General features: G+C 57.8%; 15 protein-coding genes. 8 read left to right on the top strand and 7 right to left on the bottom strand.

Features of this window, described 5'->3' with window-relative positions; genetic code table 11:
• Nucleotides 1-7 precede the first annotated feature (7 nt).
• The 6 genes from glf (at nt 8) to G6L28_RS01810 (ending at nt 14,654) form a co-directional block, all read left to right on the top strand.
• The gene (glf, locus tag G6L28_RS01785) at nt 8-1,165 is read left to right on the top strand and encodes a UDP-galactopyranose mutase (RefSeq protein WP_174062070.1); all 1,158 of its coding nucleotides are present in this window, start codon (nt 8-10) and stop codon (nt 1,163-1,165) included.
• Nucleotides 1,166-1,360: 195 nt separating this feature from the next.
• A complete protein-coding gene (locus tag G6L28_RS01790; protein WP_174062071.1) occupies nt 1,361-8,749 on the top strand; it encodes a hypothetical protein in 7,389 nt (2,462 codons plus the stop codon).
• A 126-nt stretch (nt 8,750-8,875) separates the two neighbouring features.
• Complete coding sequence (gene fliF / locus G6L28_RS01795; protein WP_174062072.1) at nt 8,876-10,561, top strand: flagellar basal-body MS-ring/collar protein FliF; 1,686 nt, start codon at nt 8,876-8,878, stop codon at nt 10,559-10,561.
• Between the two features lie 359 nt (nt 10,562-10,920).
• Entirely contained in the window at nt 10,921-11,646 is a 726-nt protein-coding gene (visN, locus tag G6L28_RS01800) for a transcriptional regulator VisN (RefSeq protein WP_425292644.1), read from the top strand.
• A gap of 9 nt (nt 11,647-11,655) precedes the next feature.
• Nucleotides 11,656-12,402: a transcriptional regulator VisR gene (gene visR / locus G6L28_RS01805; RefSeq protein WP_174062073.1), complete on the top strand. Its 747-nt coding sequence runs from the start codon at nt 11,656-11,658 to the stop codon at nt 12,400-12,402.
• A 398-nt stretch (nt 12,403-12,800) separates the two neighbouring features.
• Nucleotides 12,801-14,654 carry a methyl-accepting chemotaxis protein gene (locus G6L28_RS01810; RefSeq protein ID WP_174062074.1) on the top strand — a complete coding sequence of 618 codons (1,854 nt, stop codon included), beginning with the start codon at nt 12,801-12,803 and terminating at the stop codon, nt 14,652-14,654.
• Between the two features lie 76 nt (nt 14,655-14,730).
• Here G6L28_RS01810 and G6L28_RS01815 read toward each other — a convergent pair whose 3' ends face one another.
• Nucleotides 14,731-18,240: a NahK/ErcS family hybrid sensor histidine kinase/response regulator gene (locus G6L28_RS01815; RefSeq protein ID WP_174062075.1), complete on the bottom strand. Its 3,510-nt coding sequence runs from the start codon at nt 18,238-18,240 to the stop codon at nt 14,731-14,733.
• 208 nt (nt 18,241-18,448) lie between these two features.
• Between G6L28_RS01815 and mscL the strand changes: the two genes are divergently transcribed.
• On the top strand, nt 18,449-18,919 hold the full coding sequence (gene mscL / locus G6L28_RS01820) for a large conductance mechanosensitive channel protein MscL (RefSeq protein ID WP_174062076.1): 471 nt from the start codon (nt 18,449-18,451) through the stop codon (nt 18,917-18,919).
• Between the two features lie 87 nt (nt 18,920-19,006).
• A complete protein-coding gene (locus tag G6L28_RS01825; RefSeq protein ID WP_174062077.1) occupies nt 19,007-20,173 on the top strand; it encodes a pyridoxal phosphate-dependent aminotransferase in 1,167 nt (388 codons plus the stop codon).
• A gap of 98 nt (nt 20,174-20,271) precedes the next feature.
• On the opposite strand, the gene G6L28_RS01830 is transcribed toward G6L28_RS01825, so the two are convergent.
• The 6 genes from G6L28_RS01830 to motA form a co-directional block, all read right to left on the bottom strand.
• On the bottom strand, nt 20,272-20,721 hold the full coding sequence (locus G6L28_RS01830) for a hypothetical protein (protein WP_174062078.1): 450 nt from the start codon (nt 20,719-20,721) through the stop codon (nt 20,272-20,274).
• 5 nt (nt 20,722-20,726) lie between these two features.
• Nucleotides 20,727-21,806, bottom strand: coding sequence for a flagellar biosynthesis protein FlhB (gene flhB / locus G6L28_RS01835; RefSeq protein ID WP_174062079.1), 1,080 nt, complete (start codon nt 21,804-21,806; stop codon nt 20,727-20,729).
• Between the two features lie 188 nt (nt 21,807-21,994).
• Nucleotides 21,995-23,038, bottom strand: a complete 1,044-nt coding sequence (gene fliG, locus G6L28_RS01840; protein WP_174062080.1) for a flagellar motor switch protein FliG — start codon at nt 23,036-23,038, stop codon at nt 21,995-21,997.
• A 27-nt stretch (nt 23,039-23,065) separates the two neighbouring features.
• Nucleotides 23,066-23,608, bottom strand: coding sequence for a flagellar motor switch protein FliN (fliN, locus tag G6L28_RS01845; protein ID WP_174062081.1), 543 nt, complete (start codon nt 23,606-23,608; stop codon nt 23,066-23,068).
• Between the two features lie 65 nt (nt 23,609-23,673).
• On the bottom strand, nt 23,674-24,633 hold the full coding sequence (locus G6L28_RS01850; RefSeq protein WP_174062082.1) for a FliM/FliN family flagellar motor switch protein: 960 nt from the start codon (nt 24,631-24,633) through the stop codon (nt 23,674-23,676).
• A gap of 1 nt (nt 24,634) precedes the next feature.
• Nucleotides 24,635-25,507 carry a flagellar motor stator protein MotA gene (gene motA / locus G6L28_RS01855; RefSeq protein WP_174062083.1) on the bottom strand — a complete coding sequence of 291 codons (873 nt, stop codon included), beginning with the start codon at nt 25,505-25,507 and terminating at the stop codon, nt 24,635-24,637.
• Between the last annotated feature and the right edge of the window lie 142 nt (nt 25,508-25,649).

Genomic DNA, 25,649 nt, shown 5'->3' on the forward strand with positions numbered 1-25,649 from the left:
AGAGCTGATGTCGCAGACCAGAAAGATAGCCATTGCCGGTGCCGGGCTCTCCGGTGCCGTCATCGGGCGTGAACTTGCGCAGGCAGGGTATAGCGTCGACATCTTCGAGAGCCGCGATCACATTGCCGGAAATTGCCATACCGAACGGGATGAGCAGACCGGGGTGATGGTCCATGTGTATGGACCGCACATTTTTCACACCGATGACCTGGAAGTCTGGAATTATGTGAACGGGTTCCAGACCTTCATGCCCTACAAGAACCGGGTAAAAACGACCAGTCGTGGACAGGTGTTTTCGCTGCCGGTCAATCTCCATACGATCAACCAGTTCTTCGGCAAGACATTTCGGCCCGAGGAAGCGAAAGCCTTTATCGAGGAACAGGCCGACAAGACGATAGAACACCCGACGAACTTCGAGGAGCAGGCACTTCGTTTCGTGGGACGTGATCTCTACGAAGCGTTCTTCGAGGGATATACACGAAAGCAATGGGGTTGTTCTCCGGTGGAACTGCCCGCCTCGATCCTGAAAAGGCTGCCGGTCCGCTTCAATTACGACGACAATTATTTCTTTCATCGTTATCAGGGAATGCCGGAACACGGTTATACGCAAATGGTCGATGCCATCCTCGATCACCCGTCCATCCGCGTTCACCTCAAGACCAGCCTCAACCGATCAGAGGTCTCTTCATACGACCACACTTTTTATGCAGGCGCGTTGGACGGCTATTTCGCATATGCCCACGGAAGGTTAGGTTATCGGACGCTCGATTTCGAGCGTTTCACCTATGACGGCGACTATCAGGGCTGCGCCGTGATGAATTACGGGGATATCTCAGTCCCGTATACGCGCATCACCGAGCACAAGCATTTTTCTCCCTGGGAAAGCCATCAGGGCTCCGTCTGCTATAGAGAATTCTCCCGCGAATGCGGACCAGAGGACATAGCCTATTATCCAGTGCGGCTGGTGGAAGAAAAGCAGCAGCTGGCGCGCTACATCGCCATGGCGGCAGACGAGCAAAAGGTGACCTTCGTCGGACGCCTTGGAACCTACCGCTACCTCGACATGGATGTGACGATCCGGGAGGCGCTCGACACGGCGCGGCTCTTCGTGTCGAGACAGGGTTCATCCGCAGCAATGCCGTCTTTCCTCAATTCTCCCTTGTAGTCGACACTCACGAAACCGGCACTCTGTCAGCTTCGCACAAGCAACCGAACCTAGGATTGCGGTGCTGATACCCTGCCCACGGTTGGTTTCTGCCATGGGCGGGGCAGTGCACGCTTATGCGTGGATGATGAACATTAAGGGGGTTCGCTACCGCCTTCATCCTCTCGGATGCAGGAGAGCGGACAGGGTTCGTAGATGACATCGACCGTATCTTCATTGAGTGCAAGGCAGATCATGACGCTATCGACGTCTGCCGTTGCTGCCTGGACAACGGAAGATGTAGCCTTTCTTTCTACAGCCCAGATAGGAGCCTTGTCTTCAGAGCAGATCGCGGCGCTCGACGCAGACGATGTGAAGACGATGACCACCGCGCAGCTTGGCGCGATCTCGACGAGCGCGATGGTTGGCCTGACGCTGGATCAGCTTGCTATTCTGGACAAGATTGCGATTGAGAGCCTGAGCGCCAATCAGGTCGCCGCCATGTCGACGTCTCAACTGGGGGCATTCAGCACCGATCAGGCCGAAGCGCTGACATCGTCGCAGGTTGGCGCACTCACGTCGGAACAGCTGGCAGCGCTCGATCCTGAAGATATTGCCGCCTTTTCCTCTGCGGATATCGCCGCCATTTCCAGCAGGGCCGTGGCTGGTCTAAGCAGCGCAGCACTTGCAGCTCTTTCCAGCGGTCAGGTCGCGTCCTTCAGCAGCGCCACAATATCCGCCCTGACCACCGCACAGATTGCGGTGCTGTCAGACACGCAGTTCGCCGCTCTGACCACGGGGCAGGTCAGTGCCTTGAGAGCGTCTCAGACCGGCGCGATCAGCTCGTCGGCGCTTGCGGCATTATCCACCGCGGCCATGGCGGCGCTCAGTTCCGCCGCTGTTTCCGGCTTGAGCATCGAAGGCGTGACAGCCTTGAGCGGTAGTCAGCTGGCGGCGCTGGACCGGCTTGCCATCGGCGGGCTGACGACGGCCCAGATCACTGCATTGAGCTCTTCCCAGGTCGGCGCGCTGACACCGCAGCAGCTTGCCGCCTTCAAGGCTGTCCAGATCGTTGCGCTTGATCCGGCCTACATCAAGAATATGTCTCCAGAGGCAATCGCCGGTCTGAGCACCGCAGCAATCGCAAGTCTCAAGCCTGAGCAGATTTCCAGCTTTACCACCGCGCATGTTGCAGCCTTGGGCACGCGGCAGGTTTCCGTGCTGGGGTCGTCGCAGATCGAAGCGCTGGGTACAGCCAACATCGCTGCGCTTTCCGCAGAACAGGTTTCTGCTCTGGCGACACGGTCGATATCCGGCCTTTCCACGGATCAGGTCGGCGTTCTTTCCCCAGCGCAGGTCGAAGCCTTGAGCTCCGCGCAGATAAAGAACCTCAGCTCCGGCCAGATCGGTGCCCTTGGATCGGAGGATATCGCGCGATTCTCGACGGACGATATCGCTGCTATCAGCAGCACCGCTATCGCGGGCCTCTCCAGTGACGTTCTGAAGTCGCTGACAGCGACACAAATTGCCGCGCTGAGCACAAACAGTTTCAGCAGGCTGACGACCGATCAGGTCGGTGCCTTGACCTCTATTCAGCTCGCAGCCCTGACCGGGGCGCAACTCGGTTCGATATCCGCCGCACAAATTGCAGTTTTGAGCGACGAAGACATCAAGGCAATTTCCGTTAATGCGATAAGCTCTCTTTCCACAAGAGCCGTGTCCGGACTGAACACCGACGTCATCGCGTCGCTGACGACTGCGCAGGTCGCCGCGCTGAGCACGGGGGCAGTTGCAAAACTATCCGCAGATCAGGTCCGCGCTTTCTCGACGGACCAGGTTGCAGCCTTGAATTCCGCTCAGATAAAGGTCTTGTCCAGCGGGCAGCTGGCGGCACTGGATGCAGAAGACCTCGCAACGTTTTCAACCAGTGAACTGGCCGCGATCAACAGCAGAAGCATCCCCGGCCTCCAGACCGCTGCTATCGCGATCCTGTCATCGGCCCAGATCGCGGCTCTGGCTCCCGGTTCGATTGCTTCCTTTACGGGTGATCAGCTGACCGCGCTAAGCTCGACCCAGCTCAAGGCGCTGACGACGAGCCAGCTTGGAGCGATGAAGGCGACACAGATAAAGTCCCTGCCCACGGACTATGTGAGCGCTCTGACCCCCCAGCAGATTGCATCTCTCAGCACATCCTCCATTGCCAATCTGACGACGATGCAGGTCTCCGCGTTGACGACCTTGCAAGCCGAGGCTCTGACCCCCACGCAGGTCAAGGCGTTGACGGCAACCCAGCTGGCGGCGTTCGACAAGGATGGCGTTGCAACCTTCTCGAAAGCGGATCTGGTCGCCATCGGCTCAAGAGCCATTGTGGGACTGACGAAGGAAACCGTCGCAGCATTGAGTTCCGCGCAACTCGGCTCACTCCATCCGTCGTCGCTCTCCGCAATGACGATCGAGCAGGTCGATTCGCTTTCCGTGGAACAGCTTCGCGGCCTCACTTTCTCACAGGCTGCAGCCCTGACATCCGCGCAGGTTGCCGTTCTGGAGCCGGAAGACATCGCCGTATTTGCGCCCGCGGTTATGGCAGGGTTCAGCGCCAGGGCAATTGCCGGCTTCTCCACCGCTGCAATCGCGGCGATGACGCCCGATCAGCTCAAGACCCTCAACACGGCTGCGGTCGCCCGGCTGACCACGGATCAGGTTTCGACGCTATCCACAGCGCAGGTTTCGGCGATGTCCGGGGGACAGTTGAAGGCGTTGACCTCGGCACAGACCGGAGCGCTATCCTCTGCGGCGATTGCCGCGCTTTCCACGGACCAGATCGCTGCAATTTCGGCAAATGCCCTGCGGGGGCTGAGCGAAGACCACATCAACGCCTTGTCGACATTGCAGATCGCGTCCCTCACCACATCGCAGATTGCGTCCTTTACATCGGCTCAGGTCGCGGCGCTCAAAGCTGAAGACATAAGGGCGCTTTCGACTGCGGCTATGCAGGCCATGACGGCAAGCGGAACTCCGGGTCTGACAAGAGATGCGATAGCGGCTCTGTCATCGGATAAGATCGCAGCTCTCAGCCCGAATGCCGTCACGGCGCTGACGGCAGAGCAGATCGAGTCTCTCTCAACCGCGCAAGTCGATGCCTTGACGACGCGGCAGATCGCGGTCTTGCGTTCGACGCAGACGGCAGCCTTGGGCGCAGACGATCTTGCGACATTCTCGTCAGCCGATATTGCCGCCCTTGGCAGCAGCGGTGTTTCCGGCCTTCGTACTGCGGTCATTGCCTCGCTGTCTTCGGATCAGATACCGGCTTTGTCGACGGCAGCAGTGGCCAGCCTCACGCAGGATCAGATCGAGACGCTGAGCACTGCACAGCTGGACGTTCTGTCTACCAGCCAGATGGCAGCGCTTGGATCGGCACAGGTTGCCGTCCTTAGCGCGTCTAGTCTTGCAAGCCTGACGCCCGAGCAGTTCGCAGCCATGCGAGCTTCCGTGCTGCCCAGCCTTGCAACGGAACAGATCGCGGTGCTGACCACGGCGCAGCTTGCCGGTCTTTCTACCTCACAAATCTCGTTCCTCAACTCCGCGCAGATCGGCGCGCTGACCACGGCACAGATCTCGTCGCTCTCCACCACCCATGTTTCGGCCATCAGTGCTGGCGGTCTGGGCGGGCTTTCGACAAGACAGCTTGACGTTCTCTCTACTGCGCAGGTCGAAGCGCTCACGAGCGTGCAGGTTTCTGCACTGACGGCTGAACAGCTGGAAGCATTCAGCGCCGACGATATCGCCCAGCTTTCGTCACGGGATATGGCGGCCATCGGCACCGCCGCTATTTCTGGCCTCTCCACGGCCATTCTGGCCGGGCTATCCACCGATAAGCTGGCATCACTGAACGCCAACACCGTTGCGGCAATGTCCACACGCCAGATCGCAGCGCTCGATTCTGTCGCTCCTGTTGGCCCCGTCACGCCGGCTGAGCCTGCATCTTCTGCCCCAATCAATGAAGCGAATACGAGCCAGGTCGCATCACTGACGACACGGCAAATCGCTGCCTTAACCCCGAATCAGGTGGCCGCGCTGGGGACCAAGGGAATAGCATCCCTCACAACGGCGCAGATTGCTGCCCTCAGCACTGGAGGCATCTCCGGCCTGACGTCCAGCCAGATTACCGCATTGACGACCGCACAGGCGGAAGCGCTGACGGCTATACAGGTCGGCGCGCTCACATCGCAGCAGATCACCGTTCTTGGCATCGACAATATCAAGACCTTCTCGACAAGCGACATTGCCGCCCTCAATTCCGCAAACATCGGCTCCTTGCCGACCAGCACGCTCGCGGCCCTGACGGCAAGCCAGATCGGCGCATTGAACAGCGCAACGATTGCCGGTCTTACCACCGGGCAGGTCGCGGCGCTGAGTACCGGTCAGATTGCTGCCCTGTCCACCAGACAGATCGGCGCCTTGACGTCGCAGCAGGTATCGGCGCTCGGCACGGACGCACTCAACTCGCTTTCCACCGTCGCAATGGGAGCCATCAGCTCTCAAGGGATATTGGGTTTGTCGACCGATACGCTTGCGGCTCTTTCGTCAAGCCAGATCAACGCGATCGGCACTTCGGCGATTTCGGGTCTGTCGATCCGCCAGCTCGCTTCGCTGGGCTCGACACAGCTCGAGGCGCTGTCTACCAAACAGATCACGGCCTTGTCCTCCCGCCAGATCGCAGCTTTGGGAACCGCTGGCATTGCCGCGCTCAGCACAAACCAGATTTCGGCCTTGAGCGCGGATGGCATTTCCGGCCTTTCCACGGATCAGGTCGCAGCGCTTGGCTCGCTTCAGGCGGAAGCCTTGACGCCAACGCAGGTGGCAGCACTGAGTTCGGCGCAGGTCGGCGCGCTCGGAGCAGACGATATCGCCCTGTTTTCCACAAAGGACATAGCGGCCCTGACTTCTGGCGCGATAGCTGGCCTTGCACCCGCCGCTCTTGCAACGCTTACAGGCGAACGCATCTCAGCGCTGGCACCCGGCAGTATTGCCGGGTTGACCACGACGCAGATCGCGTCTCTATCGAGCCAGCAACTCTTGGCCTTGAGCACCGGACAGGTTTCCGCACTCGGATCGAGACAGGTCGCCGCACTCGACACCGCAGGCGTCGCGGCATTGTCGACGGCACAGATTGCAGCGCTCGGCACGGCGGGTATAACGGGGCTTACAGCGTTGCAGATCGGGGCGCTTTCAACCGCGCAGGTCGAAGCTTTCAATACGACCCAGGTGGCGCTGCTTTCGTCGCAACAGGTCGCGGCACTCGGCACGGATGACCTTGCCGCGTTTTCGACGGCTGAGCTTGCGGCGCTGACCTCCAGTGCGATCACGGGCCTTTCCTCCGCAACGCTTGCCAGCCTTTCCAGCGACCGGATCGCCGTGCTGGGAACCGCCAGCCTGCCCGGTCTTTCCACCGGACAGGTCGCTTCACTGACCCCTGCGCAGGTCGAGGCCTTGACCACGGCGCAAATCGCGGCGCTCGGATCACGGCAGATCGCGGCACTTGGGACAGATGCGATCGGGGCGCTATCGACGTTGCAAGTCGCCGCACTGAGCACGGCCGGTATAGCGGGGCTTTCCTCCGCGCAAGTCGCAGCGCTCTCCACCGGTCAGGTCGAGGCGCTGACGACCGCACAGGTCGCCGTCCTTACCTCATCGCAGGTCGGGGCCCTGGGGCCAGACGACATAGGCACCCTGTCCACCGCCGAACTTGCGGTGCTGACGTCCAGCGCGATCTCGGGGCTGACCACGCAGACGCTTGCAGCCTTGTCTGGCGAACGTATCTCTGCATTTGGTACGGCCAGCATCGCTGGGCTTTCGACGCTGCAAATCTCCGTGCTTTCCACCGCTCAGTTGCAGGCTCTCACGACGGCTCAGATATCGGCTTTGGGCTCTCGACAGGTGGCGATGCTAGAACCGGCGGCGCTCGGAGCGTTGTCAGAACAACAGGTCGCGGCCCTCAGCTCCGCAGCGATCCCGGGCCTTTCGACTGCACAGATTGCAGGCCTGTCCACGATACAGGTTGAAGCTTTGACGTCGGGGCAGGTGGGCGCCCTTTCTTCCACGCAGATCACTGCTTTGGGAAGTCAGGGTATCGCGGTGTTCTCCAGCGAGGACATTGCGGCGCTGAGTTCAACTGCCATTGCCGGTCTTTTGCCTGCAACGCTTGCGAGCCTGTCACCGGAGCGCATTGCGCTGCTGAGTACCTCTGCGATCCCGGGTCTCACCGCAGCGCAGGTCAGCGCCTTGACGACAGATCAGGTGGCGGCATTCACCAGCAATCAGGTCGCAGCCCTTGGGCCGAAGCAGATCGCGGCTCTTGGTCTGGATGATCTGAGAACCTTCTCATCCGCAGATATCGCCGCAATCAGCGCTTCGGCGGTCGAAGGCTTCTCCTCGGCCACCATCGCGGCTCTTCCGGTCGAAATCATCGCGGGTCTCAATACCGGAGCCATCTCGGGACTGTCGACGGGACAATTGAAGGCCCTTTCGGTCGATCAGGTCGCCGCTCTCTCGACCGCGCAAATCGGTGCGTTGAGTTCACGCCAGCTGGCTGCGCTGGAACTCGAAGATATCCAGGCTTTCTCGACCACGCAGGTCGCGGCTTTGAGCAGTGGTGCGCTTGCGGGTCTAACGAGCGAGCAGGCCGCAGCACTTAGCCTCGAGCAGATTCATACCCTTTCGACGGGCCAGATTTCCGGTCTGACCTCGACCGCAATCATGGGGCTAAGCGCAGAAGAGCTTGGCACCTTCACGCTGGAAAAACTGAAAGCCATCAGCGTCACGGCAATACCGGGTCTTTCCACGGACTTCGTCGCATCGCTGTCCATGGGTGAGATATCCGCGCTCGGCACGGCGGCAATCGCAGGTCTGAGCAGCCAGCAGGTTGCGGCGATGAGGGTCGAGCAGATCGATTCCTTCTCGACGGAGCAGATCGCAGCCCTCAGCGCCGATGGACTTGCCGGGCTTTCGACGGCGGCGATGGCGTCCTTCTCCACGGCGGATATCGCTGCGATCAGCACTGCCGCGATCCGGGGCCTCTCGACCGCCATCATCGCGGGCCTTACCTCCGGCGATATCGGCGCGTTGAGCGCAGGTCAGGTGGGTGCGCTTCATTATAACCAGATCGCGGCATTGAGTACGGCACAGATCGACGCGCTCAGCACGGCACAGCTGGGCGGCCTCAACGCCATCCAGGCCGCAGCACTCGGGACCGATGACATAGCGGTCTTCTCCACCGAAGATTTGATGGCATTGGGCTCCAATGCGATTTCCGGGCTCACCACCGGCGTCATCGCAGCACTCAGCACCGCGCAGAGCGAGGCTCTCACGCCCGCGCAGGTTAGCGCATTGACGTCGGCCCAGGTGGCGGCATTGTCGAAGGAAAACATAGCCAAGTTCTCCACCGCAGATATCGCGGCCTTCAGCTCCTCGGGTGTTGCCGGTCTGTCGGTCGACACGTTGACCAGCCTTTCCAGCGCGCAGGTCGACACGCTCCTCCATACGCATATGGGCTCGCTGACCGCCGATCAGGTGGCGGCGATCATCGGCGGCTTCATCGTCGCCTGACCGCCTTCGACCCCTCATCCGTTGCAGACATGAAGCGCGAGCGGGAAACGCTCGCGCAAGCTTCGCCGTCTAGTGTGACATCGGGACTAAAAGGTCTCGGACTCATGATTGACGGTGCGGAACAGAATGAATCTGTTAAATCAACTGCCTCAGATTTTTAAGAATTTTGCGGCTTTAGGCCAGACGCGGCTTATGGTGCTGGGCGGAGTGGGCGTTTTGTCCATGGCAATCATTCTTGCTGCCGCCCTTTATGTGAACAAGCCTGCTTACGAAACGCTTTATGTCGGCCTTGAAACGATGGATCTGAACAAGATCAGCATCGCACTGGCTGAATCCAATGTCGATTTCCAGGTGGGTTCGGACGGTACCAGCATTCAGGTTCCAGTCGGAATGACGAGCAAGGCGAGAGTGCTGCTGGCCGAGCGGGGGCTGCCGGACAGCGCCAATGCTGGCTACGAGCTCTTCGATAATGTCGGATCGCTTGGCCTCACCTCCTTCATGCAGGAAGTAACGCGTGTACGAGCGCTGGAAGGCGAAATCAGCCGCTCCATTCAGCAGATCGATGGCATCGCCGCCGCTCGCGTTCACATCGTCATGCCCGATGTCGGTAATTTCCGTCGCGGCGAGCAGAAACCCACAGCATCCGTCATGATCCGTGGCAGCGCCACGGCTGGTCGAAAGGCCGCATCGTCCATTCGCCATCTGGTCGCATCGTCTGTCCCGGGACTTGAAGTTGACGATGTGACGCTTCTCGACTCGACGGGGCAGCTTCTGGCCTCCGGTGATGAAGTCGGCAACGGCGCCATGAACCGCTCCTTGACACTGGCGCAGAACGTTCAGCAGGAACTCGAAACGAAGATCGACAAGGCACTTGCACCGTTCCTTGGCCTCGACAACTTCCGTTCCAGCGTGACCGCCGAGCTCAACACCGACAGCCAGCAGATCCAGGAAACCGTCTACGATCCGGAATCGCGCGTGGAGCGCTCCGTCCGCACGACCAAGGAAGACCAGAAGTCGCAGGAAACCACACCGGATTCCGCTGCGACCGTCGAGCAGAATATTCCGCAGGCTGCACCGCAAAGCGGCGGCGGCGGCCCTCGCTCTTCCGACGAAACCGCAAAGAAGGAAGAGCAGACGAACTACGAGATCAACTCGAAGACGACTGCAACTGTTCGCAATGGCTATACCGTCGACAAGATTTCCGTCGCTGTCGTCGTCAACAGAGGCCGTCTGGCAAAGATGATCGGTGAACCCGCCGACGAGGCGAAGATCAATGCTTATCTGGCTGAAATGCAGAAGATCGTCACTTCCGCCGTCGGCACGTCCTCGACACGCGGTGATGTCGTCACAATCACTGCCATGGACTTCCTCGAAACGCAGCTTCTGGACGAGGCGGTCGCTGGTCCAGGCTTCATGGAAGTGTTGAGCCGCAACTCCGCGGGTATCATCAACTCGCTTGCGTTCGTTGCTGTTGCCTTCCTCGTCGTGTGGCTCGGTGTCCGCCCGATCGTCCGCTCGATGTCCTCCAACACGTCTTCCCCGGCCGAAATCGGTCAGGAAGCCGCAGGACTGGAACTTCCCGACTTCTCTCCTGCCATGGGCGCAGGCGGTGGCGGAGGGCTCATGGACGGGTTCGGTGCAGACTTCGGCTTCGACAGCACGGACGACCTCCTTTCGGGAGACACCGGCGAGGGCGACTTCAACCGCAAGGTCCGTGAAGGGCCGGAGCGCCGCCTGTCCCGCATGGTGGAGATCAGCGAAGAACGCGCTGCCAAGATCCTCCGCAAATGGGCCGACGAAAAAGCTGCATGACCTTCAAAAAGACCGGAGCGATCCGGTCTTTTTCGTCTGTAGCAATTTGAGGCTGTTGGATCATTACGGGACGTGCTTTACTATGTGTTAACCATAGCTCGAGATTGAACTGAGTAACCGGAAAAGACGACTGTGCGAATCCGAGAAGGGGAATATGTTTCTTTTGCAGGACAGCGAGCCGAAAAGCGTGGAAACTCCATTTAAATCAGGTGGTATTTCTCCGGTCGTCTCCTAGAATGCAGTGATTCGGTCACCATGGATGCCAGCCACTTTCAGCGACTGGTCCCTTGAATGGAAATGAGTTCCATCCCGATGAGTCATCTCCGATAAGGAGAAGAAGAGGGCGTAGGCTATTGAAAGTGGATGTCGATGTTCGCAGGCTGTCGGCTACGCACGTTGAAGCGGTGGTGAAACCTTTGCCACGAGATCAACTCATTCGCAAAATCGCTGCCACGGCTTCGGACGGCAACGTTACCGGTGCGATGGCCTTCCTCACCGCCTATATCGGAGCGTCGCATTATCTCCTTGCGCGGGAAGACCTTCTTCAGGAGGCCAGCCTCAACTTCATCGTGACATCGGACTGGCCCTTCGATCTGGTCAGAAAGCTCGCAGGCGAACTTGCCAGTAGCCAGAGCCGCTCCAGCGAAATGGAAAAATGCCTTTCGCTTCTCAAGCCGAAGGTCATGCTTCTACCGGACGATATGGCTGGTCCCGAAGGAATAGACCGGCAGTATTGCTCGGTTACCTTTTGCGTCGGGCGTATCCGCTTCTCCCTGCTGCTGATGTTCGAGGAAGGCGCATTGCCTCCGGAAGACCGGCTTCAGGAAGCCGCGATTCTTGCCGGATATTTTGCCAGCTCGGGCATCGTCGCCGAAAGCCGCGTCGAGCGCGACATCGACCTGACGGAACGCGAACTGGAATGCCTGTTCTGGATCGCCGAGGGCAAGACCAGTGACGAAATGGCCATGATTCTGGGCATTTCGCGAAACACCATCAATAACTACATCACCAGCGTCATGCGTAAGACCGCGACCAAGACCCGCTCAGAGGCTATTGCCTATGCGGTTCGCAACAATCTGGTTTGAGAGGCTAGGATGGGATATTTCAAGGATTCCGAGGTCGAGAAGAGCCAGCAGTCGCCGCCGATGAAGCTTGGCGCGTCGGTCAGCAGATCGGACCTGTTCCCGAAGCTCGTCGCCATGCAGAGAAGTCTTGGAGCGAAGAATTTCGTCGTTTTCAGAACGGTCGCTTCCGGCTTCCCAAACAAACGGAAGCTTTCCTGCGAACTTGAAAACTGGGGTGCGAATGTCAATGAGCAGAGCACCCGTCTGATACAGGCCATGGGCGACCGGCTGCTCGATCATCTGGAACGCTCGCTGCTCCCGCTGATTTGGAAGAATGAAAACGGCACAGGCTTTTCCGATCTGCCGGACGTGCCCTCACTCGTCCTTCGTCTCGACAATGATGTGCTTGCCTACTCAGGTCTTGCGCTGCCGGTCCGTCTGGGCACGCTTGGCAACGGATATATTATCTTCTGCGGCGGCAGCCTGCTGCTTGATAACGAGCTCATTCTCGACCAGCATATCAAAGCTACCCACATCATGGTCGACCTTCTTGCGCTGGATGAGCGCCGTGTCGCACCCGCAGAATCTCTGAGCGAAAGAGAAATTGCCTGCCTGCAGTTGGCAGGGGATGGCCGCATCAGCGAAGAAATCGCTACCAAGCTTGGCCTCTCGGTTCACACAGTCAATGCGTATCTGGGCTCGGCCACCATCAAGCTTGATTCCGTCAACCGAATCCAGGCCATCGCCAAGGCAATCCGGCTTGGCTACATACACTGAACAGCACGATAGGATTCCCATCGATTTTATGGGTGATACTAATCGCACTGCTTATGTAGCAAATCGCGTGCATGCTCCATCGCCCAATGGAGTAATGCTGCGGCATGGATCGAAGGCGGAAAATAGTTCTACGTCTGCATCGTAGAATTTCTTGATTTTTATAGTGTGTAGAAAGCCTGGAAGTCTATATGAGAGTATAGAATGCAGGTTTTTGGATTATATTTTATATCGAAATACTATTATGATATAATTTCAGTATACCGATAGACCTGTTATTCGTTCCCTGCGGGCTGATCCAAAAAGAGCAATATTTTCCCGTATTTAAAGTCTTTCCCGATTCCGCGAATATTAACATTTATGGCCCAGATTGAGGAAAATCAAAAATCTCGGGGTCAGTTATGGCAAATTTCTTTTCGAGGTCGATAGTCGTTCAGATGGTATGTCTGACTGTCGCGCTCATTTTTCTCGGCATTGTTGCCGTCGGTACATCGACATATTTCCGGCTCAAGGAAGATGTCATGCAAAGCGCGCTCATGGATACGCAGCGAGCCGTCAGAAGCATGGCGATACTTTATGAAATGAAGGTTGGCGGTGCCACTGTCGATATCCAGAACGGTGAATTGAAAACCGTCAGCCGTCCAAGCATCGGAACGCTGCTGGACTTCGATCTGGTGGACCGTACCGGTACGGCCAACGGCGGCGTGGCGACAGTTTTCCAGGCGCAGGGGACTGACTATCTGCGCATCTCCACCAACGTCAAAAAGGAAAATGGCGAACGCGCTGTCGGAACGAAGCTGGCGACGGATCACCCTGCCTATGCCAGAATGGCAAAGGGCGAGGCCTATTTCGGCCAGGCATCGCTGTTCGGCAAGGATTACATGACCGGTTACATGCCCGTTCTCTCCAAGGCGGGTGCGACGGTTGGCATTCTTTTCGTCGGCGTGCCGATGGAGGTTTATCAGAGCCATATTGAAGGTCTTCGCAATATCGTCGTGATTTGCGGGCTTGCGGTGATGTTGGTGTTCGGTTTTCTCGGATATTTCCTCATCAACCGTGGTCTGAAGCCGCTCGGCATTTTGACAAATGCGGTCAAGTCGCTGTCGGATGGCAAGCTCGATACGGAAATCCCATACCTGCACCGCAAGAATGAGTTCGGCAACATTGCGCGCGCGCTGGAAGTCTTCCGCGACAACGCCCATGAAAAGCTGGTGATTGAAGGACGCAGCGCGCAGGAGCGTGCGGAATCCGAAGCCGAGCGCGGTCGCAACGATGCGGAGAAGCGCGAGACGGACCGGCAGATCGAATTCGCGGTCAGCCAACTTGCAAGCGGTCTGGAGCGACTTTCCCATGGTGACCTGACACAGACGATCGATACGCCGTTCTCCGGTCGCCTCGAGCAGTTGCGCACGGACTTTAACAATTCGCTGAAAAACCTCAAGGATGTTCTGGCGCAGATCCGCGAAAGAACGCTGGTCATCCAGCATAACGGACAGGAAATGCGCGAGTCTTCCAACGATCTGTCCAGACGTACCGAATCGCAGGCAGCCTCGCTGGAGCAGACCGCTGCTGCCGTCGAGGAAATTACGGTCACCGTCAAGTCTTCCGCAGAACGTGCCCGCGAAGCCAATCAGGCCGTGCGCCTGACGCAGAAGAGCGCCGACAGCTCCGGCACGGTCGTCAAGAACGCCGTGGATGCCATGAACCGTATCGAGGACGCTTCGAAGAAGATCGAACAGATCATCGAAGTCATCGACGATATCGCGTTCCAGACAAACCTTCTGGCACTCAATGCCGGTATCGAAGCTGCACGCGCTGGTGAAGCGGGCAAGGGCTTTGCCGTCGTTGCTCAGGAAGTGCGTGAGCTTGCCCAGCGCTCTGCCGATGCGGCACGCGAGATCAAGACGCTGATCAACCAGTCCACCACCGAAGTCGGCACTGGCGCGCTGCTCGTACAGGAGGCCGGTCAGGTTCTGTCCAGCATCAGCCAGCAGATCGTGGTCGTCAGCCAGCATGTCGAAACCATCGCAACCGCCACGCAGGACCAGTCTTCCGCGTTGCAGGAAGTGAACGGTTCCGTAAACCAGATGGACCAGATGACCCAGCAGAACGCGGCCATGGCGGAAGAATCGAGTGCTGCCAGCCAGATGCTGTCGGAAGAGGTCGAAGCACTCCTAAGCCTCGTTCAGCGCTTCCGCATGGAGCAGTCCCACGCCGGATCTCAAGGCCAGGATCGCTACAGCCGCGCGGCCTGATCGTTCTCTACACGCTCAAAAGAACAAACGAAGCCGCCCGGATTGGGCGGCTTTTTTCGTTGCGGTGGTTGGCCGTTCACTCCGCCGCTGCACGCCTTACCGTGACCGCCTGGCTGACATAGGCACGAAGCGCTGCCGGTTTGACGGGCTTATGCTGGACACCGATATTTTCCTTCTCGGCGTCTGCCCTCACTTCCGGCGTGCGGTCGGCGGTTATCAGCAGGGCAGGGATCTCTTTGGCGAAAGCTTGCCGGATGCTTTTTACGGCGTCTATGCCGTTTCCGTCATCGAGATGATAATCGACTATGATCATGTCCGGTGCGGAAGCCATATTTTCTCGTGACGCCATCGCATCCGTCAGGGACGCAGCCTGGGAGACATGGCAGCCCCAGCCGGACATCAACAGCGTCATGCCTTCGAGAATCTTGGGCTCATTGTCGATGCACAAGATACGGCAGCCATGCAACTGCGGTCGCTCCATCTGAACAGCATTCCGCTCTACTGCCTTGCCTGCTTTTGCATGAACGGTATCGCAGGGCACATGCACCCGGAACGACGTACCCTTGCCCGACTCTGAAGTAAGACGAACCGGATGATGCAGAATTCGGGAAAGACGGTCCACGATGGAAAGGCCGAGCCCGAGACCTGCCGCGGCCTTCATGCCTTCATCCAGGCGTGCAAACTCTTTGAAGATCGTTCTGAACTTCGAGTGTGGGATGCCTATTCCCGAATCGATGACCTGGATGATGACGTCTTTCCCTCGCCGCCTTGCACCGACGACGATCTTGCCGGACATGGTATATTTGATGGCATTGGAAACGAGGTTCTGAACCAGCCTGCGCAAAAGGTTGATATCGGAGCGAACCATGAGTGACGTCGGCATCACGACGAGTTTGAGGTTTTTTTCGCGTGCCATAGGCGCGAAATCGGTTTCGATACGCTTCAAAAGATCATTGAGGGGAACGGGTGCGACACGCGGTTTCATCGATCCCGTATCCAGTCGGGATATATCCAGAACTGCACCCAATATGGTTTCGACCGACTCCAGCGCGGAATCGATATTCTGAACCAGATTGCTGTTTTCTGATTCCCCGATGCGCTCCACCAGAGCTGACGAGTAAAGTCGTGCTGCGTTGAGCGGCTGGAGAATATCGTGACCGGCGGCGGCGAAGAAACGGGTCTTGCCGATATTTGCATCTTCGGCAGCAGCGCGCGCATCGGCAAGCTCATGATTAACCCGCGTCAGCTCGCCCGTGCGCTCGGCAACCCTCTGTTCCAGCGTCTCATTCGCCTGTTTCAGCGCCTGATCGCTGGCAACGCGTTGGGTGATATCGGTAAACGTCGCGACAACGCCCTTGTCCGGCATCGCATTGGAGCGAACTTCGATGATGCGTTGGCCGCCGGAAAGGACAAGCGAGAAGGGCTTGTCCATCGTCAGGAACTGGTTGATGCTGTGGTTCTGGTCGCCTGCTGCGATATCCCCGCGTTCTTCCAGCATTGCGACGATTTCGCTTAAAGGCAATCCAACGCGACCAAACTGTTCGGGGAGGTCCAGCAGGGTGCGGAAGCGCCGGTTCCAGATCGTCAGTTGCTGTGAACTGTCGAAGACGGCAATGCCTTGATCCATCTGGGCCAAGGCCGTTTGCAGCATGTCCTGGTTATATTGCAGCGCCTCGCTGGCTTGATCCAGCAACCAGGCAGTATCGGCGCTGGTGTCCTCCGCCTTTTGCAGGATGAGTGAGAGAACCAGCCGTGCCGAAGACGAGCCGATGGCGCTTCCGAGCAACTGCTCGGAAAAGTGGATAAGCGCCATATCCGCGGGCTGCTCGTCTTCCAGCTTTCGGCCTGCCGATTTTTCGTAAGCGCTCAGCGAGCGCAGCATACGTTCTTCGCCGAGATAACGGGCAACCGCGCTTTTAAGATCGCCGACGCTGACGCGGGTTTTCCATCCCTTGGTTGCGAATTGGGACCGCGAATGCCGTTTTACGAAAATACCGGACTGGATGCGCTCCACGGGGCGCGGATTGCGCGAGAGCGAGCCAAGCACGAAAGCCATGCAATTGACGAGAAGGCTGAGCGTGACGGCGTTGACGAGGGGATCGGCGTCCGGACCGTTGAACAATTCCGTGCCGGGAAAGACGAAGCTGAGTATCGTTGCTGCGACATGAGAGTAATCCGGTCCGCCGAGACTGGGCAGAAACAGGAGATAGGCCCAGACGATGAAGCCCGAGCAGAGGCCCGCAATGGCCCCACGCGCATTTGCCCTGCGCCACCACAGCCCTCCGAACAGGGATGGGGCCATCTGCGCTATCGCCGCAAAGGCCAGCAGGCCGATGGAGGAGAGGCCGGAGGTGCTGTCTGCGGCGCGGTAATAGGCGTAACCGAGCAGCAGGACGACGAAGATCGCGGTGCGGCGGATGTTCAGAAGCGTCTTGGCAAAATCGTCGCGGTGCGGCGACCGGTTCAAGAGTTTCTGCCGTAGAAAAATCGGCATCAGGATATCGTTGGAAACCATGATGGAAAGCGCAACGGACGCAACGATGACCATCGCTGTCGCAGCGGAAAATCCGCCGATGAAGGTGATGAGCGACACCAGCGGCATATCGTTGAAGAGCGGAAGTTGCAGCACGTAAAGATCGGCATCGCCGTTGCTGCCAAGCGTCAGCAGTCCTGCGACGGCAATCGGCAGCACGAAGATATTGATGGCGATGAGATAGAGCGGCAGCAGGAAACCCGCCATTCGCAATTCTTTTGGCGTGCGGTTTTCCACTACCGTGACATGGAACTGGCGCGGCAGCAGAATGATGGCGAAGGCGGATAGCAGGGTCAGCACGATCCAGCGACTGATCGGCGTCTGGTAGGAAACCGCCTGCATGACCTGGCTGTTTTCCGACGCCAGTTGCCACAGATGCGATGGGCCGTCGAACAGGAAGAACACGACATAGACGCCGGCGGTGCAGATCGCCAGAAGCTTGACGACCGATTCCATCGAAATCGCGAGGATCAGGCCATCCTGATGCTCCGTCGCATCGGTGTGCCGCGTGCCGAACATCACGGCGAAACCTGCCATGACGACCGTGACGATCAACGGCAGATCGAGAAAATAGAGATTGCCGCTGCCGATGCCATAGGCGCTCGGATCAACCATGGCTGCAACGGAACTCGATACCGCCTTTAGCTGAAGCGCGATGTATGGAATGGCGCCGACGAGTGCGATGATGGAAACGATCGTGGCGACTGTGGGGTTCTTGCCGTAACGCGCGGCGATGAAATCCGCGACCGAGGTCAGCTTTTCCGCTTTGGCAAGCTCCACGATGCGCCGGATGAGCGGCATTCCGAGCGTGAAGGCAAGGATGGGGCCGGTATAGATGCCGAGAAATTCCAGCCCGCGTTCGGATGCCAGTCCGACACCACCGAAATAGGTCCAGGAGGTACAGTAGATCGCAAGGCTCAGCGCATAGACTATCGGGCGGCCCTTGTTGGAAGAGCCCCTGTTGCGGCTTTTACGGTCGCCATAACTTGCCACTGCAAAGAGCAGTAGAATATAGGCGAACGCCGAAACGAATATGACCCACCCAGGAAGCACTTGGTTCTCCCGCACCGTCTTCGAAGACGAGCTTATGACAATTCCACGCAATTGAGAATTGGCGCGGCCTCGACATAAAGTTTAATACGGTTGGAACCGAACAAATGCATTGCGCGTCATTTATCTGCACATTCTAAAATTGAGTGCTATCATAAGCTTGCCGACAGCATCTATGTCGGTGGAGAGGGCTTCGAAGAGGGACATCTGGATGCTCAACGAATTCAAAACATTCATCGCGCGCGGAAACGTCATGGACTTGGCGGTCGGCGTCATCATCGGCGCGGCGTTCAGCAAGATCGTAGACTCGGTGGTCAACGATCTGATCATGCCGATCGTTGGCGCCATCTTCGGCGGCTTCGATTTCTCGAACTACTTCATTCCGCTAAGCTCGGCGGTGACGGCCCCATCGCTTGCCGCAGCACGTGCGCAGGGTGCAGTCTTCGCTTACGGCAACTTCATCACCATACTCATCAACTTCCTCATTCTGGCCTGGATCATCTTTCTCATGGTCAAGGGTGTGAACAAGATCCGTTCTTCCGTCGAGCGCCAAAAGGTGGAAGAGCCGAAGGCACCGGCACCACCGCCGGAAGACGTGAAGGTTCTGATGGAAATCCGGGATCTCTTGAAAACCCGGCCTGCTCCATCCGCGACCGGCTTCAACGATCCACTCAACTCATAAGCAAAATCCGTGATTGCTTCACGGATTATCATGCACAGCAGACAAATCATGCGCTAAGAAGGCACTTCGAATGGAGTGCCTTTTTTTATGTCAGTGTTGAACAGTCTCAGCAGCCGCGCTCTGGCTGCCCCGCAAAGCGGTATCGTCGAAGTCAAGAAATACGCGCAGGACAGGGAAAACCTCATTCCCCTGTGGGTGGGCGAGGGCGATCTGCCGACGCCCGATTTCATTGCAAAGGCCGCAGCGGATGCGCTGACGGCGGGCGAGACCTTCTACACCTGGCAGCAGGGTATACCCGGTCTGCGCGATGCGCTCGGTCGCTACTATCAGCGTCATTTCGGCAAGGCTTTGCCTTCCAACCATTTTTATGTCACCGGTTCGGGCATGCAGGCCATCGTACTGGCCGTGCAGGCTTTGACCTCGCCGGGTGACGAGATGGTGTATCTTACGCCGACATGGCCGAACATCGTCGCTGCCATCGGTGTTGCAGGGGCAAAGGCGGTGCCGGTCGCCATCGATTTCGTCAATGGCAAGTGGGATATCGATATAGCCAAGCTGGAGCAGGCGATCACGCCGAAGACCAAGGCGCTGTTCATCAATACGCCATCGAACCCCACTGGCTGGACGGCAACGCTGGATAACCTGCGCGACATCCTGACGCTTGCCCGCAAGCACGGCCTCTGGATCGTCGCCGACGAAATCTACGCGCTTTACCATTACGCAGGCGGACGTGCGCCGTCCTTTCTCGACATCATGGAAGATGGCGACCGCATCGTATTCGCCAACTCATTCTCCAAGAACTGGTCGATGACGGGCTGGCGTGTCGGCTGGCTGGTGGCCCCGCCGGAAATCGGTCAGGTCATCGAAAACCTCATCCAGTATTCCACCTCGGGCGTTGCACAGTTCATGCAGCGCGGCGCGATTGCAGCGCTTGACGATGGAGACGATTTCATCGGCCAGAACATTGCCCGCGCCGCACAATCACGCGACATCCTTTGCGACGCCTTGATTGCGACGAACCGCGTCGAAACGCTGAAACCGGACGGCGCGCTCTATGCCTTCCTGAAGATCGACGGCGTAACCGACACCCGCGCGGCTGCGTTCGATATCGTCGACAAGGTCGGCGTTGGACTTGCGCCCGGAAGAGCCTTCGGCGCTGGCGGCGAGCTTTTCCTGCGGGCCTGCTTCCTGCGCAACCCGGCACAGATCACGGATGCCGCCGAGCGTCTGGCGTCTTATATTCTGGCGCGATAACCGGGGTTACGGAACATTCCCGAAGGCCGAAGGAAAGACAGAAAACGCGGCAAACTTTCGTATGCCGCGTTTTCTGGGTAATCAAGGCTTGGGTATTCTCAGTGCGCGGCGCTGAGTGCAACGGATTCCGAGCCGGTGTAGAAGGCGGCGTTTCGTAGGCTGTCAGCCAGAAATGCCGTATTTTCGTTCGGGTCGTTCGATGGATTTTGGAAGTTGATGTAGTTGATGTTGATACCGGCCTCATCCTTGCCCAGCATCAACTGCGCGTAGATGGTTACGCCTTTCGGCTTGATTTCAAGGTCAAGCGTTATGGAGGGGTAGGTATCCCAATCCAGCGTGTAGTCTCCGCCGATACCGAAGTAAACGGTGCCGGGGTGAAAGTAGAGCTCTGCTGCCGAATCGACGAGATCCGACAAACTGTTGTAATATTCGAACTTTAAGAGAGATATCAGGTCAGCAGCGTCGATCAGGCGAAGCTCGGCGGCTACGGGGCTTATCGCGCGTGCCAGTATCTCTTCTCTTTCAGCAGAATATGAGCATTTTTTCATTGTGATCAGTTTACCCGTCTTTTGTTTTGGCGCGCGGCGTAAACCTTGTGAATAAGTTCAGCCACTGCCTTATAAAATACTGACGGGATCACACTATCTACCGAGACTTGCGCAAACATGGAGCGAGCGAGTGGCGGGTCCTCAAAAATCGGTATGCCGTTTATCTGCGCAATTTCCCTGATCTTGAGCGCGATGAGATCCTGACCTTTGGCGACCACCACAGGCGCGTCGCTTTCCGATTTGTCATAGCGCAGTGCAACGGCATAGTGGGTTGGGTTGGTGATGATGAGGGTGGCGCGTGGGACGCTGTCTATCATGCGGCGACGGGCCCGATCTCTCGCAACCGAGCGCTGACGCGCCTTGACGATAGGGTCGCCCTGCGCCTGCTTGTTCTCGTCCTTGACTTCCTGCTTGGTCATCTTCAACTGGCTGTACCAGTGATGTTTCGTCCAGGCATAGTCCACCGCAGTCAGGATGGCTGTCGCAAACAGTATGACGACCACCATTTTTTTCAGCAGGTCATAGCCGATAGGGATGATCGTTTGCGGGTCGGCAAGCAGGGTGTTCAAAAGATTGTAGTAATCGCTTTTGAGAACGAAGAACATGATGACGGCGACGACCGCGACCTTGAAAAGCGATTTGCCGAAATTGACCATCCCGACGGTGCTGTAAATTTTCTGAAAGCCTTTGACGGGAGAAATTCTCGAAAATTCCGGTGAAATGCGGGTTATGACGAATTGCGGCAGGTTCTGCGCGAAAGACTGGGCAAGGCCGAATACGATGAACATGATGGCTGCCGGAAGGAAAAGCGCACCCATCTCCTTGGCGAGATGCAATCCAAGCGAAACGAGGTCGGCAGCAGTCGTCAGCCGCCATTGTTCCGGGCGCTCCATGATGTCCGTCAATGACTGGACGAGCCGGCGCATGCCATCGGGCAGGAAAAAAACGAGATAGACGTAAAAGGCCAGGGTGGAGGCAAAGAGTGACGCTTCGCTGGAGGCGGGGATATTGCCCTTTTCGATAGCGTCGCTCAGTTTCTTGGCTGACGGGTCTTCTGTTTTACTGTCCTTGTCCTCGTCTGCCAAGGTCGGTCCCCTAATCGAAAAAAGCCTGCCTGATCCGGCAGACCGTTCTTTCGAGTTTACATGTAAGGGGAGTGGGACCGCAAGGCGCGGTCAGGGTCTACAAAGGCCTTATCAACCGCGAACAGCGACGGCGTTGATGAGGGGTGGGACAGAAACTGTGCGCCCGATGGACGCACAGTGTTTTATCTTCAAGCTGCGGCCGATTGAGCGCCTTCGCCTGCTTCCTTGAGAAGGATTTGGCCGGAATTTGCCAGGCGAATCGCTTCCTGTGCAACGGCGCGTCGAGCAATTGCCACTTCGCGGGTGTTGAGAGTGGCACTTGGTACGGCCAGATCCGACTCGATCATGCGGCGCTGGCGCGGGCTGATGCTCGCCAGCACACATTCCTTGATCTCTGCCGTGGCGCCGCGAAGCGCCATGGTGAGAATGTCCGACGATACATCGTTGAGCAGCGTGACGCGGCTGCGCTGCGGCATGTACATGAGGTCTTCGAAGAGGAAGATCTTCGGCTTGACCTTGTTTGCAGCTTCCTTGCTGAGCGTCTCCAGAGAGCTGAGCAGTGTGTCGACCTGGGGCTTGTCCAGCTCGTTCATGAGGTCCGCAACCTTCGCGGAGCCCGCCGCGTTGCGTTCCGCCTCGATCTCCGAGATCAGCGCCATGACCCGTTTTTCGATGATCTGCGCCGCTGCCGGGCTTACTTCCTTCATGTTGACCGTACGGTTCATGATGTCGGCGCGCTGCTCGTCAGGTATCGTCAGCAGCACTTTCGCGCCGAATGACGAAGGAAGCATGGAAAGAATATAGGCGATGGTTTGCGGATGCTCGCGCATCAGGAACCTGCCGATGAACTGTGGATCGGCGTCCTGCAGCTGATCCCATATCGATGCCTCGTACGCCTGGAAGGTGGCTCGACGGCCCAGAAGACCGTCGACTTCCTCGGGGGTAAGGCCTTCTTCGAGAATGGCTTCGATGGCCTTGGCATTGTCCATGAGGCCGGTTCCCTCGGTAAAGAGGTCCTCGAACTCGGCCACGATCTGGGCGAGTTCATCGGGAGGAATGACACGAAGCGTCTGCGCCGAATTGATGATGGTCTGCAATTCGGCCTGCGTGAAAAACTTCAGCAGTTTTCCAGCCACGCCCTTGCCCATCGCCAGAAGTACGGCGGCGGCCTTGTCAGCCTGAGACAACGGCTTCCCCAACACCGGGTTACCGAAATCCTCAAAGTCCATCATGGTCTTTCCTCTCCGTCCCCACAGGGATTAGGCCTTCTTTGTACTCATTACTTCGATCAGCTTGACGCCGAACCGGGTATCGTCATTCTCCAGAACGGTGATTTCGCCGCGCGCTATGCAGCGACCATTCACCATGATCTCGACAGGTTCACCGATCCTGCGCTCCAGTGCGATGGTTGCACCTTCTTCGAGACCCATCAGACCGGAGACCAGCATCCTGCTGGTTCCGAGCACGATCTGGACATCGATGGGGATGTCCATGATGAGATCCATGTTTTCCGACAGGCCACTTCCCAGCGGGGAGGGAGCCGACGGCGATGCGGACACGCCCGCACCGAAATCATCCATTCCAAAACCACCGGCATCCGTGCCGAACGCATCCAGGCTCATGCCTGCCGGTTCGCTTTCCACGCCGCCGAAATCCCCAAAATCGCCGAAAGCCGACAGAGAACCCTCTGCGTCGCTTTTCAGTACATCGCGCAAGCCGTCGATTGCCTGATCCAACTCGGCTGGTTCACCTAGTGAAGGTAGCAGGTCGTCATCGGTCAGTGGTGTCTTTTTCGTAGCCATGCGGTAATTATTCCCTTTGAAACTTGCGTCAGCCTGCCCAAAACCTTAAGTGGCATAGGCTAGATTTAACCCATCAGATGTTTCAGAATCTCGTCATCGGTAGAGACGTTGTTTTTGACCCTTACGGTGTACCGGTCTCCGGCACGTCCGAATTCGCAGTTGTACATCTTTGCGCCGTTCGCGCTGACTTCCACGCAGATATCGTCCTGACTGATATCGCGGAACGGAATGACGTCGCCTTCCACCAGCCGCGAAATCGTCTTCAGGGTCAGCGTCTGCAACTTGATCCGGGCTTCCAGCGTCACCTGCGAGCGCTTTACCTGTTCGGAGATCATGTCCATCCACTCTTCCTGCTTCTTCAGGGCCTGAGCAGATGGTTTCGGCGCGACGATCGTCGTCTTCAGCAGCGTGCGCTGCGGAACGATCAGGGCGATTTCGGATGCGATTTTTCCGATCTCAATTTTGAAACGAATGAGCATGCCGAATTGACCGAACAAGGCCTCCTCGCGGGCGCTCTTGCCCGTAGAATTGAACGGTGGATCGATTGTTGCCTCGAAGCCGCCAGGTGCATCGACCGCCGAGCGCAATACGCTGCCGATGCGACCGAAGACCAGTGCTGCAAGATCGAGCTCGATGTGCGACAGCGGTCTGATTTCCGGTTCCATCATGCTATCGGGTGCGGCACCGAGCATTCGCTCCATCAATGCCATGACGAAGGCGTTGCCGGCCCCCATCATGAAACTGCTGCACCAGTTGCGGAGCGAGCAGTCCGATACGACGAAATTCTTGCCCAGCGCAGCAATCAGGTCTGTCATCAGTCCCGATTCGCAGCCGGTATATTCCACATCGATGGCAATGCCCGTTTCGCTGTGAAAGAGGTCCGGCAGAAACGCGGAGTAGAGCTGACCGATGTCACTGCCGATCTTGGCGATTGTCTTGCTGTCCCCAAGTCCGCCGGTCAGCTTCGCAAGAAGTGAGGGGTCGATGCTTGTTGTCGAGACTGTCTGCTCAGCAGCATTTGCCATATCAAGCCGCCTTCTGATCGCCGCCAGGGTTCATCATTTCCTGCTCGACCGCATCGATCGAAGGACGCTCGTAGTTGGAGATCGTCTTGCGGCCGTATTCCAGCGCCACCTGCGGCACGGAACCGTTCATGTAGGCGATCAGCGTCTGCTTGACGATGATGTAGAGGCGGTGCTGCTTGGTGCGAACGATCTTCACCTGCGAGGCCAGCGGATTACAGATCGAGTAGGACAGGATGATACCCAGCATGGTGCCGACGAGAGCCGCACCGATCAGTCCGCCGAGAACCTCCGGCGATTCGTTGATCTTGCCCATGGCTTTGATAACGCCGAGAACGGCGGCGACGATACCGATGGCCGGGAAGGAATCGCCCATGGTGGTGATCGCGTGGTATGGCTTGAGCTTGTCGTGAAGGATGGTTTCGATTTCCTCGTCCATCAGCGCTTCGATTTCATGGCTGCGCGCGTTGCCGATGATGATCAGGCGAACGTAATCGCAGATGAAAGACGTCAGCTCCTTGTTTTTCAGGACGGACGGCGCGGTCTGAAAGATGGAGGATTCTTCCGGATTGTCGATATGGGCTTCGATCTCGTTTCTCGACTTGGTGCGCAGATCGCGCATCAAGGAGTAGAGAACGCCCAGAACGTCGAGATAATGGCGCTCCTTCGGCACGGAGAACTTGAAGGCTTCACCTAGCGCCTTGCCGCTGTCCTTCACCACCTTCATGGGGTTGGCCATGATGAAGCCGCCGAGACCGGCGCCGCCGATGATCACAAGCTCAAAGGGCTGGAACAGGACGTTCAGATGGCCGCCCATGGCCATGTATCCGCCGATGATGCAGCCAAAAGTTATAACCAGTCCGATAATAATGTTCATCTGAAGCTCGCATTTGACGCCAATTTCGCAACTGCAGCAATATGGTAGATGCCTTGCGCGAGGCTGGCTTGACGGTGACTTCGATCTTTCCTGCTCAGTATCAGGCATGGAGGGAGATGACACGAACGACGATCAGGTTCTC

It is taken from the genome of Agrobacterium larrymoorei, assembly GCF_013322225.1.
GTDB classification, from domain to species: Bacteria; Pseudomonadota; Alphaproteobacteria; order Rhizobiales; family Rhizobiaceae; genus Agrobacterium; species Agrobacterium larrymoorei_A.